The organism is Streptosporangium sp. NPDC004631 (genome assembly GCF_053601935.1).
On the sequence record NZ_JBSGCR010000001.1, the window covers coordinates 80359 to 93756 of the forward strand.

Below are 13398 nucleotides of genomic sequence, written 5' to 3' on the forward strand. Positions count from 1 at the left end.
GCTACCGGCCGGGAGGGTTCTCCAGCCCGATCATCAGCCGGGTGACCAGCCGCTCGGGCGGGGTGAACGCCGGGTCGGACAGATAGACCTCGCGGAACGGGTCGCGGGGGGCATGGCCGCGTTCGGCGCACCACGACAGCAGCGCGTGGGCGGTGAGGTTGATCTGGTTGTAGGGGCCCACGTGGGTGGCGCAGGCGAAGACGCCTCCGGGGAGCACGCCCGGCCGGCTGCCCGGGAGCACCGGGCCGTCGAGGCCGTCGAGTTCGATGGCGACGGCCACGGGGATCCGCTCCCCCAGCTCCACCGGGAACAGGCCGGTCAGCCGCACCTCCCCGGCCACGTCGTCCGCGTCGTCCGGGGTACCTGGGGCGCCCGGGGTGCGCCGTCCGCCCGGGGCGCCGGTCGGCGAGGCCGTCAGCCGGGCCACGCATCCGGCGACGGCCCGCGGGATGTCCCGCTCGGTGACCGCCACGTCGCGCGCCAGCGCGACCCGGCGGGCCCGCTCCCGGGTCAGGTGTACCTCCACCTCGGGCAGTCCCCGCGACAGCAGCCGCTCCAGCGTGGCCAGGGTACGGTGGCGCCGGGCGAGCTCGGCCTCCAGGTCGTCGCGCACCCGTCCCAGCGCCTGGGCGGGAGCCGTACCCGACAGCACCTCGCCGATCGCGCTCAGCGGCACGTCCAGTGAGCGCAGCAGTCCGATGGACAGCGCCTCTCTGGCCTGGTCGGCCCGGTAGTAGCGGTAGCCGCTGTCGGGGTCGACCCACGCGGGCACCAGCAGGCCGAGCTCGGCGTAGTGGCGCAGCTGCTTGACGCTGAGCCGGCACAGCCGCGCGAACCGGCCGATGGGCAGTAGGTCGTCGTTCACATGGTCCAGCATGGCCCCTCCCCCGTGCCGTCCTCTCCCCTGGCTGTTCTCCTCCCCCGTTCTCCGGTGGGGGCCGGCCGGAGGACGGGTCCGTCACCGGGCCGGGGCCCCGTCCGCCGCGTCGCATTTTGTCGGATTTTCGACTATTTCGTCCGTTGGCGGGGTCCTGAAAACAGGACCGCCCCCCACGGGCCCTAGGCTGGGGAGCCGTCTCCCCGTCTGCAAGAAGAGGTGCCCACCGTGCCCAGCGCACTACGTCTGTTCCGCTACGTGGCGATCGCCGAGGCGTGTTCGTGGGCAGGACTGCTCGTCGGCATGTACTTCAAGTACCTCGCCGACACCGGCGACCTCGGGGTGAAGATCTTCGGCCCCATTCACGGCGCGCTGTTCGTCCTCTACGTGGCCGGAGTGCTCGCCGCGGCGCGCACCGCCCGCTGGAGCCTGCCGACCATCGCACTGGGCCTGGCCTGCGCGGTGCCGCCTTTCACCTCGCTGTGGTTCGAACGCCGGATGCTGGGCCGCCTCCGCCGGCCGGTGACCGCCTAGGAGGCGACGGCCCGGAGCCCGAGTACGGCCCGCACCGCCGCCCGGCAACGCCCCGGATGGACGAGCAGGTCGGTGGAGTCGCCGAACTGGTCGATCGAACCGGCCGGCGGCAACTCGCGGATCCGCGGATCGACGATGGCGGAGCCGAGCGCGTCGGCGAAACGCCGAGCCCCGATCACCTGGAACGGCCGGTCGTAAAACCTCCGCGTCGCGGTCTCCATCGGCGCGGTCAGGCCCAGCCGGTTGTGCAGCCCCGCCACCCGCTCGTAGACGCGGCCCAGATGGCGCTCACGAGCACGCCAGTCACCGGCCGCGACCGCGCACGACAGCGCCTCACCCAGCTCGGCCGTACCCGACAGCCGGGCGAAGGCGCTGCCCACCCACTTGGCGTACGGCGGGTAACGGCGGCGCATCAGCAGCACCAGCCGCATCAGGTCCCCGGCCAGGTCCGCGGTGACCAGCGCCGAGCCCAGGTCGTCGCCCACCTCCCCGCACCGGCCCGCGAAAGCCTCCCGCTGGGCCACCCGCCTCCACTGACAGGCCAGTACATACCGCTCCAGATCCACCGGATACCAGCGCAGCGCCCCCCGCACCCGCGCCATCACCCCCAGGCCGTCGTGGAAGACCTCCCCACAGGTCACCTCGGCCAGCCGCTGCCAGGGCGCGGCCAGCCAGTCCAGGGTGGTGATCGGCCCCAGCGGATCGAACCCCAGCCGCTCCTCGAACCAGGCCGCCGCGCCGGTGACCTCCGTGCCGCCCGCGACGCCGCAGAGCACCCGGTAGCCGCCGAACGTCTCCGGCAGGCCGCCGGCCACGGCCGCCCGGACCCTCCCGGCCATCTCCGGCGCGACGAACAGCACCACCCTCGGCCCCCAGTCGTGGTCGGTGGAGCGTTCGGTGTCGAAGGCCAGCACCTCCGAGCCGGGGCCGACCAGCGCGGCACTGTGCGGAACATCGGCGACGATCGGCTGCACAACCCGCAGATAGAAGTCACGCGAAAGCTGTAGACCAGGCACGAAACCGGACATCATTATGCCCACTTTGCCGGGCATATCCGATACGCGCACCAGGTTTTCCCGCCCCCACCCCTCCCCCCCACACCCCGCAACCGACCGGGCACCCCACCCCCTCGCCGACATAGAGGATCAAGGGCGCGCCAGGGACGCCCACCGGGTTGTACGCGGCTCGGCCACGGAGTACGGTATGACCAATTGACCAAATTTCATACCCAGTCAACAAGTCAACAGGAGAGCGCGCCGTGCCAGAACGACCACGACAGGACCCCAATCGCGCGGATCGCATTCTCGACACCGCAGCCGACCTGCTCGTACGCCTCGGCTACTGCAAAATCACGATCGAGGACATCGCCCAGCAGACCGGAATCGGCAAGGGCACCGTCTACCTGCACTGGCGCACCAAGCAACAGCTCTTCGAAGCCCTGATCCTGCGCGAGGCCATCACCTACATCGACAAGCTCACAGACGAACTCCGCGCGGACCCGTCCACGGTGCTGCCCCACCGCCTGATGGCCACGTCGTTCCTGATCGTTCACGACAGCCCCGTACTGCGGGGCATGTTCACCGGTGACGCGAAACAACTGCAGACCAACATGGCCGACAGCGCCATGCGCAGTCACGACCTGTTCGCCACGGCCAGGTTCTTTGACCTGCTGACCCGCCACGGCCTGCTCCGCGACGACATACCGAACCAGGCATACGCGTGGAGCGCGATACACAGCGGTTTCCACCTCCTCGGCAACCTGGACCCCGCAGCCGCCGAGCTGGACGTGCGGGCAAAGGCCGACTCACTCGCCCACGTCGTCCGGACCGCCTTCGAACCGACCCGCCGGCCCGATCCGCAGGCCTTGGCCGCGGCGGCCTCGGAAATCACAGCCGTCTTCGAAGCCGTCATCCCGCCCTACCGCGAACGGATCTACGGCTACCAACGCACATCAGAACCGACTTGATCAACCTCAGCCCCAAAAGGTGCCGTCACACACCGGCATGCCCATCCACGGCGCGCACCGGCCCCCCTCACCCGGCGGAACGCGTAACCGGCGAACCCACATCCACCTCAGAAAGGATCAAGCACATGGCAATCACCCTCCCGGCCTTCACCCCGATAGAGGACACCCTGTGGCTGACGCTGTGCGGCAGAGCACTCGACTACCGCAGGCCCGACCCCATCCTCGGCGACAAGATGGCCGACCAGATCATCAGGAAGCTCGACTACGACTGTGAGAAGTTCAAGCTCAGCGCGAGCCCCATCATCAACATCGCACACCGGGCGAAGAAACTGGACGAGGTGGCGGAGAACTTCATCGCCCGCCACCCCGACGCGATCGCACTCGACCTGGGAGCCGGACTGGACACCCGGATGTCCCGCATCGCCCCACCCCCCACCGTCGACTGGTACGACGTCGACTTCCCCGAGGTCATCACCGCCCGACGGCAACTGATACCAGAACGCGCGAACGCCCACGGCATAGGCACCGACCTGACCGACCCGAACTGGCTGGACACCATCCCCGCCGACCGGCCGACCGTGATCGTCGCCGACGGCCTGCTCGCCTTCCTCACCCGGGAAGACATGATCACCCTACTGAACCGTCTCACCAGCCACTTCCCCAGCGGAGAGATAGCCTTCAACGGCTACACCAGATTCGCCATCTGGGCGGCGAAACACTACCGCGGCACCCAGTCCGTCGCGGGCCTTCTCAAGTCCCCCGGCTTCGACGACCCCCGCGAACCCGAACACTGGGACCCCCGCCTGAAACTGGTCAGGGAGATCCTGCTCACACGAGAGCCCGAAGTCGCCACGTTCCCGCCGGCCCTTCGCCTGTTCACCCAGCTGTCAGCACACAGCACATCCTGGTCCCGCAGGGGAACCACCGTCCTGCACTACCGCTTCCAGCCCGGCAGCGCCTCCTAAAACGGCTGGTGGCGGCCGCCATACCGGCAGGCCCGCGCTCAGACCAGCCGGACACCGTGAACCCCCGCCGACGCGGCGACGAACCCCAGCAGGCGCATCCCCTCCGCCTCCAGCGCCTCCCGCTCCCGCGCCCCCACCGGCTCGAACAACTCCACCTCCAGCACCGCCTCACCCCGCCCGGAGACCACCCGCCACAACCCCCGCACGAACCCGTCCACCAGCACCGTCGCCCTGATGATCCCGTTGACCGTGAAAACCCTCCCGCGATACTCGTCCGCCATGATCCGATCCCGGGTCCGATCGCCGAACGACAGCAGCATGTTGTCGAACTCCGACAGATAACGCACCGGAGCCGGAACCTCCGGATCGGGACGCGAGGCATCGGGCAGATCCACCAACTGCGCACCGTCCTCGGTCACAAAGGACCGCAACCCCATCCCCCGCACAACCTCCCCCAGCCGGGTCAGCCCCGACCACCGCTGAACATCCATCACCGTCGCCGGACCGTACGCGGCCAGATAACGGCGGACCATCTCCGGCAGGCGGGCCCGCCCGTCCAGCGGACGCCCCAGCCACGCCTCCGCACTGGTGTGCGCCGGCTGCCCGCCCACCCCCCAGACACCCCGCGGCGGCACCTGCACCAGAGCCACCGTGTTACGAACACCGTTGACCAGATCCGCCGCGCCACGCTCGGGCCACCGCTCCAGCAACCCCCGCCCGAGCTCACCGAAGGTGAGCGGCCGCTCCTCCACCAGAGCCCGCCCCGCCGCGGCCAGCTCCTCCAGATCCACCCCGGCCAGCCCCCTGCCGTAGGCACCCCGCAGGCTGCGCTCCAGCATCGGCCGCAGCAACGGGCGCAGAGTCAGGCAGTCCTCCGCGGCGACCAGGTGAATGGTCGAACGCATCAACACCAGCCGCACCACCCGACGCTCACGGAGCAGCCCGGCCAGCTCCTCATGCCCGAAATCGGCCAGCCGGGCCCACAACCCGACGTAGGGCGGGTCCGGCGCCTGGGCCTGCATGCCGTACAGATGCCGGACCGCCTCCAACGCCGGCATCTCGGCCCGTGCCAGCAGCAGTTGCCGATCCAGGGTCGCCCGGTTGAGCGCACGCCTGCTGAGCACCTCGGGCATCTGTGTCCTCTTCTTCTCGGGCGGAGCGGGCCGACCGCCCCGCCGGTCATGTCACCTCAACGTCTACCGTCTCCCACCGACAAACCGACAACTTCGAACGGCATTCCGCCGCTTCGCCCTGGGGGGATGTCTGTGTTTTTTCTTGATCGTTTTCGAACCGGGCGAGCGCCTTTACAATGTAGATTCATAAGACCCGGTAGGGTCGGCGGAGTGAGTGCGCCCGCCGTCCCCGAACCGCCCCGGACCGCCGTCGAGCCCGCCGGAGACCCCTACCGGGCCTATCTCGACTCCCTGTCCAGCCCCGAGTCCCGCCGCGCCATGCGCGGCTGCCTGGACCGCCTGGCCGCGCTCGTCTCCGGTGACGAGGTCTCCTCCGGCGCCGGCCGGCCCTGGCATCTGCTGCGCTATGAGCACACCGTGCGCATCCGCGCCCTGATGATGGAGCGCGGCTGGTCGCCCGCCTACGTCAACAAGCACCTGGTCGCGCTGCGCAGAGTGCTGCGCGAAGCCTGGCGGCTGGGCCAGATGACCGCCGAGGAGTACCAGCGCGCCGCCGACCTGCCCACCGTCGAGCACACCCGCCTGCCCACCGGTCAGCACATCCCGCCCGAGGTCGTGGGCGCGGCGCTGGCCGCGTGCGACGGCGACGGCTCCCCCGCCGGGATCCGTGACGCCGCCCTGCTGGCGGTGCTGTACTCCACCGGCTGCCGCCGCGCCGAGATCGCCGGGATGACCCTGGCCGACTACGACCCCGGGTCACGCTCACTGCGGGTGCGCGGCAAACGCGACAAGGAGCGGATGGTCTACCTCACCGCCGAGGCCGTCGGCCGGATGGAACGCTGGCTGGCCGTACGGGGCCGTCCGGCGGGGGCGCTGTTCTGCCCGATCGGGCGGTACGGCTCGCTGCGAACCGGGGGCGGCGGCCCCGCGGCCATGACCGGGCAGGCGATCGCCGACGTGCTGACCAGGCGGCTGGCGCAGGCGGGGGCGGCTCCGCGCACCCCGCACGACTTCCGGCGCACCTTCATCGGCGAGCTGCTCGACGCCGGCGTGGACCTGGCGACGGCCCAGGCGCTCGTCGGTCACTCCTCCCCCGCCACCACCGCCCGCTACGACCGCCGCCCCGAGCGCCGCCGCCGCGAGGCCGTCGACAGGATCACCCTGCCCCCGCCCAGGCCGCTGTGACCGCGGCCCCTCCCCGGCGTCACCGGCGCGGACACGCCGGTGGCGCGGATGCGGAATAACCACCGGCGTCCGTCCGTTAGAGTGATCGTGCCGATGTGGTTTGTGTCCCCCGGGCCGCAAATTACCGCCTTCACGGAATACCGTTCGGCTGGAGCCGTGTTGTGCCTCTCGCCGAGGAGGCGACCGCCACATCGGCACTAAACGTTCCGCCCCGCGAGGGTTCTCGCTCTCGCGGGGCGTTTCGTTTTTCAGGTTCCGCCCTGGAAAAGGCCCATGGCTTTGGAGGGCTACAACCGTGGAGTCCCCGCCTCGCGGGGGCGCACACCTGTCGGCCGCCGGGCCACCGCCTAGTGTGGTGAGCCCGTCTCATGAGGAGAGCCCGTGCTCTATCGCCTGACCAAGTCCGTCAGCGCCCCCTTTCTTCATCTGCTGTGGCCGACCACGGTCATCGGGGCCGAGCACGTGCCCGGGTCGGGACCGGCCATTCTGGCCTCCAACCATCTGTCCGTCCTCGACTCGACCTTCCTGCCGCTGGTGCTGCCGCGCCAGGTGCGGTTCGTCGCCAAGGCGGAGTACTTCACCGGTAACCCGATCACCGCGGCGTGGATGCGGGCCACCGGCCAGATCAGCATCGACCGGCAGAGTCCCACCGCCGCGCAGGACATGCTGGAGGCGGCCGCCCGGGTGCTCAAGGACGGAGAGCTGTTCGGCATCTACCCCGAGGGCACCCGCTCCCCCGACGGGCGCCTGTACCGGGGCAAGGTCGGGGTCGCCTGGCTGGCCCTGGCCACCGGGGCGCCGGTGGTCCCGGTGGCGATGAGCGGCACCGACAGGGTGCTGCCGATCGGGGCGTCGGTGCCCGCGCTCGGCCGGGTGGGGGTGCGGATCGGCGGGCCGCTGACGTTCACCGGCTCGCAGAACAGTGCCCGCGACCGGCGCCGGGTGACCGACGAGATCATGGCCGCGATCCGGGAGCTGTCCGGGCAGGAGTACGTGGCGAGCTACGCTCCCAGTCGTACCGGGACCGGTTAACTAACTGGTTATCTGACTATCTGTCGTCACATGTCGCATTGTTCAGGCTAGGCTGCGGCGTCCGGGCACGGAGAAGCGGGGGTGGGTCGGGTGCCGCGTGGCAGAACGATCGCGATCACATCGGTGGCCGTCGTGCTGGTGGCGGGAGCCGCCGGCGGGGGCGCGTGGTGGCTCCTGCACACCCGGGGCACCCCGCAGGAGACCGCGCAGCGGTTCGTCCGGGCCTGGCAGGCCGGTGACCTGGCCGGCATGCGCGCCGAGCTCGGTGTGACCGACCCGGCGTTCGACCGCGCCTACCGGGACATGCGCGAGAACCTCGCGGTCGAGGGGACGACGGTGCGGCTGGACTCGGCCGGCCAGACCGGCGACGGCGTCGGCCGGGCCGCCTACACCGCGACCCTGAAGCTGAGGAACATCGGCGAGTGGAGCTACTCCGGCGCCCTCGACCTGGCGGTCGTCGACCATCACTGGCGGGTCAGGTGGTCCCCCGCCGCGGTGCACCCCCGGCTGACCGGCGGCGCCGGATTCGCGCTGAAGACCAGGTGGCCGCAGCGGGCGGAGATCACCGCCGCCGGAGGCGAGCGCATCGACGACGGGGACGTGGGCGGCTCGGTGCAGCAACTCGTCGGCTACCTCGACAAGGCCACCGCCAAGGACGTCAAGCAGCTCGGCTCCTCCTACCGGGTGGGCGACGCGATCGGCAGGAGCGGGTTGCAGCAGGCCTTCCAGCGGCACCTGGCCGGCACGCCCGCCACCGAGATCCAGATCACCGGCGCCGGCGCCACGGCCGCCACCTTGGTCGGCAGGATCGACGGAGCGGACGGTGAGGCGGTACGGACCAGCCTGGACCTGCGGGTCCAGCGGGCCGCCGCCGACGCGGTGCGCGAGCTGAAGAAGACCGCGTCACTGGTGGCGATGAGGCCGTCCTCGGGCGAGGTTCTCGCCGTAGTGAACAACCAGGGCGGGTTCAACCGGGCACTGGACGGCAACTACCCGCCCGGGTCGACCTTCAAGGCGATCACCGCCGTCGGGCTGCTGGCCGGCGGTATGACTCCCGATGAGCGGGTCACCTGCCCCAAGGACGTCACGATCGGCGGCCTGCCGATCCGCAACGCCCACCACGCCGGATACGGTTCGGTGAGCTTCTCCGACGCCTTCGCCTACTCCTGCAACACCACCTTCGCCCCGCTGGCCGGGGAACGGCTCGGCGCCGACAAGCTGGTGCGCGCCGCGGAGCTGTTCGGCTTCAACAAACCTCTGAACCTCGGCGTCCCGGCCGCCAAGGGGAGCTTCCCCAGAGCCCAGAGCGACGCCGAGCTGGCCGCGGAGTCCTTCGGCCAGGGCCGGATCACCGCCAGCCCGCTGCTGATGGCCTCGGTCGCCGCCACGCTGGCCGACGGCACCTGGCGTCCCCCGACGCTGGTGCCGGCCATCGAGCAGAGGTCCGGGCCGCAGGAGCTCCCCGCGGGCGTCACGTCCAGGATCCATCGGATGATGTCCGCGGTGGTCACCAAGGGCACCGCCAAGGACGCCGGGCTTCCGTCCGGCACCCGGGGCAAGACCGGCACCGCGGAGTTCGGCCCGCAGAACGACCTGAAGACCCACGCCTGGTTCATCGGTTTCCGGGGCGACCTGGCCTTCGCGGTGATCGTCGAGGAGGGCTCGGGCGGCGGCGCGGTCGCCGCTCCGGTGGCCGCCAGGTTCCTGCGCGCCCTGAGCTGATCGGGTACGGCCCGCCGAAGGGCCGCTACGCCGAGCCGTCCCGGAGGCGATGCCCGGCCCGGCCCGGATTCGAACGCGAGATCGACGTGACCTGGAGCCGACCGAGGGTCCGGTGGCCGGGCTCAGAGCGGGAGCGCGGCCGCGGCCTCGTGGCGCAGGACGAGCAGGAGCAGCATGGCGATCAGGACGACGATCAGCAGCCAGCTGATCATGATGACGACCGTCGCCCGGCGCGGCCCCTCCGCCGGTATCTTCGCCCGGCGCTTACGACGGCCCCCCTCCCTGCGCTGGACACGTTCGTTGAACGACTCCAGCCGCGCCGCCAGTCGCGGGTCCTCGTCGACGAGGTATCGCTCGATCTGCAGCAGCATTCGCTCCTCGTCCTGCGACCAGGCCATGCCGTACCTCCCGGGAGCGCAAGGCGTGTGCCGATTTCCTGCCCAATCATAAAGATCATTATCCATTTCCAGGGTGGCGATTTACCGCTTCTTTTCACACGCGCCACCTGCGCCCCCGCGCACCGCGCGCCCGGCCGGCCGCGGCCCGGAACCGGGATCGCGCCCGGCCCGCACCGGGCCCTCCGCCCGTGAGCGGGACGGCGACCACCGGGACCGGCCCGGCCCCGGCCCCCGGGACGTGAAATCATGATCGGACGACCGGGGTGAGACTCCCGCTCAACCAGGCACGGAGTGACATGATGCCCGCCTACCTGCGGTTTCCGACGATCTTCGGTGACACGGTCGTCTTCGCCGCCGAGGACGACCTGTGGATGGTGCCCGCCACCGGCGGGCGGGCACTCCGGCTGACCGCCGGGGCGGCCGAGGCGGCCTACCCCCGGTTCTCGCCCACCGGCGACCGGCTGGCCTTCGTCGGCCGTGAGGAGGGCCCGGAAGAGGTCTACGTGATGCCCGCCGAGGGGGGAACCGCCCGCCGGATCACCTACCACGGGGCCCGCTCCACCGTCGCCGGCTGGGATCCCGGAGGCGCCGTGGTGTACGCCAGCGACGACTCCCAGCCCTTCCCGGGCCACCGGTGGCTGCACCGGGTCCGGCCGGACTGCGTCACCGGCGATGTCACCGGCGGGGTTCCCGAGCGCCTGCCGTACGGCCCGGCCAACTCCATCTCCTACGGCCCGCAGATCGTGCTGGGCCGCAACACCGCCGACCCGGCCCGCTGGAAGCGCTACCGGGGCGGCACCGCGGGTGATCTGTGGATCGGCGCGGAGCGGTTCCGGCGGCTCATCGCACTGCCCGGCAACCTGGCCTCGCCCTGCTGGGCGGGCGGACGCGTCTACTTCATCTCCGACCACGAGGGCGTCGGCAACGTCTACTCCTGCACAGCCGACGGCGGCGACCTGCGCCGGCACTCCGACCACGACGACTACTACGCCCGCAACCTGTCCGGCGACGGCCACCGGCTGGTCTACCACGCCGGCGCCGAACTCCACCTGATCGAGGACGGGGAGTCCCACCGGGTCGAGGTGCGCCTGCACAGTCCCCGCACCCAGCGCAACCGCGGCTTCGCCCCGGCCGAGGACTTCCTCGACAGCACCGCCCTCAGCCCCGACGGCAGCGGCCTGGCCGTCACCACCCGGGGCAAGGCGTTCTCCTTCGCCGCCTGGGAGGGCCCGGTCCGCCAGCACGGCGCGCCGTACGGCGTCCGCTACCGGCTGCTGGCCTGGCTCAACGACGGTGAGCGGCTGGTGGCCGCGGCCAGCGACGACGGCGACCGCGAGATCCTGGTCGTGCTCACCCCGGGCGGCGCCGCCGAGCAGGTACGGCTCGGCCACCTGGACACCGGGCGCGTCACCGCGCTGGAGGTCTCCCCCAAGCACGACAGGGTCGCCGTCGCCAACCACCGCAACGAACTCCACGTCGTCGACCTCACCGGGGACTCGGCGTCCGGCGCCCGGAGCACGGTGGTCGACGCCAGCGGGTTCGGCCCGATCGAGGACCTCGCCTGGTCCCCCGACGGCCGCTGGCTGGCCTACGCCTGCCCCGACACCGCGCAGACCACCGCCGTCAAGCTGTGCCGCGCCGAGACCGGTCAGACGTTCTTCGCCACCCGCCCGGTGCTGTGGGACGCCGCCCCCTCCTTCGATCCCCGTGGCGACTACCTGTACTTCATCGGCCGGCGTGTCTTCAACCCGGTCTACGACGAGCTCCAGTTCGATCTGGGTTTCCCCCTCGGCTCGCGCCCCTACGCCATCGGCCTGCGCGCCGATGTCGGCTCTCCCTTCGTGCCCCGGCCCCGGCCGCTCAAGGACGACGAGGACGATGACGACGGCAAGGACGACGACCAGGAGGTGGAGGTCGTCATCGACCTCGACGGCATCGAGAACCGTGTCGTCGCTTTCCCCGTCCCCGAGGGCCGCTACGACCGCATCGCCGGGATCAAGGGCAAGGCCGTCTACCTGACCTTCCCCGTCGAGGGCAGCCTCGGCGACGACTACACCGACTCCCCCGACGGCACGCTGCACGTCTACGACTTCGCCGCGCAGAAGCAGGAGACCCTGGTCGGGGAGGTCTCGGAGTTCCGGCTCGGCGTCGACGGCGTCACCCTGCTCTACCGGTCGGACCGGCGGCTCCGGATGATCAAGGCGGGGGAGACGCCCGAGGACGACGACACGCCGGGCCGCGCCGGCGGCTGGATCGACCTGTCCCGGGTAAAGGTGTCCATCCGCCCGGAGGCGGAGTGGCGGCAGATGTTCCGTGAGGCGTGGCGGCTGCAGCGGGAGAACTTCTGGGCCGAGGACATGGCCGGCCTCGACTGGGACGGCGTCTACGAGCGCTACCTGCCGCTGGTCGACCGGGTCACCACCCGGGGGGAGTTCTCCGACCTGCTCTGGGAGATGCACGGCGAACTGGGCACCTCCCACGCCTACGAGAGCGGCGGCGCCTACCGGCCCCGGCCGCACTACCGGCAGGGAAAACTCGGCGTCGACTGGTCCTTCGACGACGGCGTCTACCGGATCGCCCGGATCGTCGGCGGCGACCGCTGGGACCCCAGGGCCACCTCACCGCTCAACCGCCTGGGAGTGGACGTACGGCCCGGCGACGCGGTGCTGGCCGTCAACGGCCAGCCCGTCGGCCCGGAGGCGAGCCCGGACGAGCGGCTGGTCAACCAGGCCGACCAGGAGGTACAGCTCACCCTCGGCCGGGACGGGGACAGGCGGACCGTCACCGTCAGGGCCGTCGACGACGAGCAGCCGGGCCGCTACCGCGACTGGGTGGAGGCCAACCGGGCCCACTGCCACGCGCGCAGCGGCGGCCGGATCGGCTACCTGCACATCCCCGACATGGGCCCGGAGGGCTACGCGGAGTTTCACCGGGGGTTCCTCGCCGAGTACGACCGCGAGGGCCTGGTGGTGGACGTCCGCTTCAACGGCGGCGGCCACGTCTCGGCGCTGCTGCTGCAGAAGCTCGCCCGCCGCCGGCGCGGCTACAACTTCCCTCGCTGGAGCCCACCCGAGCCCTACCCGGACGAGTCGCCGCGCGGCCCGATGGCCGCGATCACCAACGAGTGGGCCGGTTCCGACGGCGACATCTTCAGTCACACCTTCAAGCTGCTCGGCCTGGGCCCGCTGATCGGCAGGCGCACCTGGGGCGGGGTGATCGGCATCTGGCCCCGGCACCGGCTGGCCGACGGCACGGTCACCACCCAGCCGGAGTTCTCCTTCGCCTTCGACGACGTGGGCTGGCGGGTGGAGAACTACGGCACCGATCCCGACATCGAGGTGGACATCACCCCGCAGGACTACGCCCGGGGCGTGGACACCCAGCTCGACAGGGCGATCGAGGTCGTCCTGGAACGCCTGATCACCCATCCGCCGCACACGCCCAACCCGGCCGACCGGCCACGGCTCACCGTCCCCCGCCTGCCGCCGCGCTGACGGGCCCGGCAGGGCTTCGCCATCGCGGCCGTGGGGGCCCGGCCGGAAGTCGAGGTCAAATTTTCTAGACATCATGTCAAGCATGTACTACA

At 71.2% G+C, this 13398-nt stretch carries 11 protein-coding genes; 7 read left to right on the plus strand and 4 right to left on the minus strand.

The window, feature by feature from the left end; genetic code table 11:
- Position 1 precedes the first annotated feature (1 nt).
- A complete protein-coding gene (locus ACWEF2_RS00345; protein ID WP_453810823.1) occupies positions 2 to 877 on the minus strand; it encodes a MerR family transcriptional regulator in 876 nt (291 codons plus the stop codon).
- A 228-nt stretch (positions 878 to 1105) separates the two neighbouring features.
- Between ACWEF2_RS00345 and ACWEF2_RS00350 the strand changes: the two genes are divergently transcribed.
- Entirely contained in the window at positions 1106 to 1411 is a 306-nt protein-coding gene (locus ACWEF2_RS00350; protein WP_453810824.1) for a DUF3817 domain-containing protein, read from the plus strand.
- Here ACWEF2_RS00350 and ACWEF2_RS00355 read toward each other — a convergent pair.
- Positions 1408 to 2427 (minus strand): DUF4037 domain-containing protein, encoded by a 1020-nt coding sequence (locus ACWEF2_RS00355; RefSeq protein ID WP_453810825.1) that lies wholly within the window; start codon positions 2425 to 2427, stop codon positions 1408 to 1410. The genes ACWEF2_RS00350 and ACWEF2_RS00355 overlap by 4 nt on opposite strands.
- A 242-nt stretch (positions 2428 to 2669) precedes the next feature.
- On the opposite strand from ACWEF2_RS00355, the gene ACWEF2_RS00360 reads away from it, so the two are divergent.
- Both ACWEF2_RS00360 and ACWEF2_RS00365 read left to right on the plus strand, forming a co-directional pair.
- Positions 2670 to 3377: a TetR/AcrR family transcriptional regulator gene (locus tag ACWEF2_RS00360; RefSeq protein WP_453810826.1), complete on the plus strand. Its 708-nt coding sequence runs from the start codon at positions 2670 to 2672 to the stop codon at positions 3375 to 3377.
- Between the two features lie 125 nt (positions 3378 to 3502).
- A complete protein-coding gene (locus ACWEF2_RS00365) occupies positions 3503 to 4342 on the plus strand; it encodes a class I SAM-dependent methyltransferase (protein ID WP_453810827.1) in 840 nt (279 codons plus the stop codon).
- Between the two features lie 38 nt (positions 4343 to 4380).
- On the opposite strand, the gene ACWEF2_RS00370 is transcribed toward ACWEF2_RS00365, so the two are convergent.
- Positions 4381 to 5475 (minus strand): winged helix DNA-binding domain-containing protein, encoded by a 1095-nt coding sequence (locus ACWEF2_RS00370; protein ID WP_453810828.1) that lies wholly within the window; start codon positions 5473 to 5475, stop codon positions 4381 to 4383.
- A 210-nt stretch (positions 5476 to 5685) separates the two neighbouring features.
- On the opposite strand from ACWEF2_RS00370, the gene ACWEF2_RS00375 reads away from it, so the two are divergent.
- The 3 genes from ACWEF2_RS00375 to ACWEF2_RS00385 all read left to right on the plus strand — a co-directional run bounded on the left by ACWEF2_RS00375 (position 5686) and on the right by ACWEF2_RS00385 (position 9414).
- Positions 5686 to 6660 carry a tyrosine-type recombinase/integrase gene (locus tag ACWEF2_RS00375; RefSeq protein ID WP_453810829.1) on the plus strand — a complete coding sequence of 325 codons (975 nt, stop codon included), beginning with the start codon at positions 5686 to 5688 and terminating at the stop codon, positions 6658 to 6660.
- Positions 6661 to 7041: 381 nt separating this feature from the next.
- Positions 7042 to 7692 carry a lysophospholipid acyltransferase family protein gene (locus tag ACWEF2_RS00380; protein WP_355593272.1) on the plus strand — a complete coding sequence of 217 codons (651 nt, stop codon included), beginning with the start codon at positions 7042 to 7044 and terminating at the stop codon, positions 7690 to 7692.
- Positions 7693 to 7782: 90 nt separating this feature from the next.
- Positions 7783 to 9414 (plus strand): penicillin-binding transpeptidase domain-containing protein, encoded by a 1632-nt coding sequence (locus ACWEF2_RS00385; RefSeq protein WP_453810830.1) that lies wholly within the window; start codon positions 7783 to 7785, stop codon positions 9412 to 9414.
- A 122-nt stretch (positions 9415 to 9536) separates the two neighbouring features.
- Here the strand turns inward: ACWEF2_RS00385 and ACWEF2_RS00390 are convergent, their stop codons facing one another.
- Positions 9537 to 9812, minus strand: coding sequence for a DUF3040 domain-containing protein (locus ACWEF2_RS00390; protein ID WP_453810831.1), 276 nt, complete (start codon positions 9810 to 9812; stop codon positions 9537 to 9539).
- Between the two features lie 296 nt (positions 9813 to 10108).
- On the opposite strand from ACWEF2_RS00390, the gene ACWEF2_RS00395 reads away from it, so the two are divergent.
- Positions 10109 to 13306 carry a S41 family peptidase gene (locus ACWEF2_RS00395; protein WP_453810832.1) on the plus strand — a complete coding sequence of 1066 codons (3198 nt, stop codon included), beginning with the start codon at positions 10109 to 10111 and terminating at the stop codon, positions 13304 to 13306.
- Positions 13307 to 13398: the final 92 nt, after the last annotated feature.

Bases quoted from the DNA above. Each gene is read 5' to 3' on its own strand.
- ACWEF2_RS00345 (WP_453810823.1), bottom strand. From the start codon at position 877: ATGCTGGACCATGTGAACGACGACCTACTGCCCATCGGCCGGTTCGCG.
- ACWEF2_RS00365 (WP_453810827.1), top strand. From the start codon at position 3,503: ATGGCAATCACCCTCCCGGCCTTCACCCCGATAGAGGACACCCTGTGG.
- ACWEF2_RS00370 (WP_453810828.1), bottom strand. From the start codon at position 5,475: ATGCCCGAGGTGCTCAGCAGGCGTGCGCTCAACCGGGCGACCCTGGAT.
- ACWEF2_RS00390 (WP_453810831.1), bottom strand. From the start codon at position 9,812: ATGGCCTGGTCGCAGGACGAGGAGCGAATGCTGCTGCAGATCGAGCGA.
- ACWEF2_RS00395 (WP_453810832.1), top strand. From the start codon at position 10,109: ATGATGCCCGCCTACCTGCGGTTTCCGACGATCTTCGGTGACACGGTC.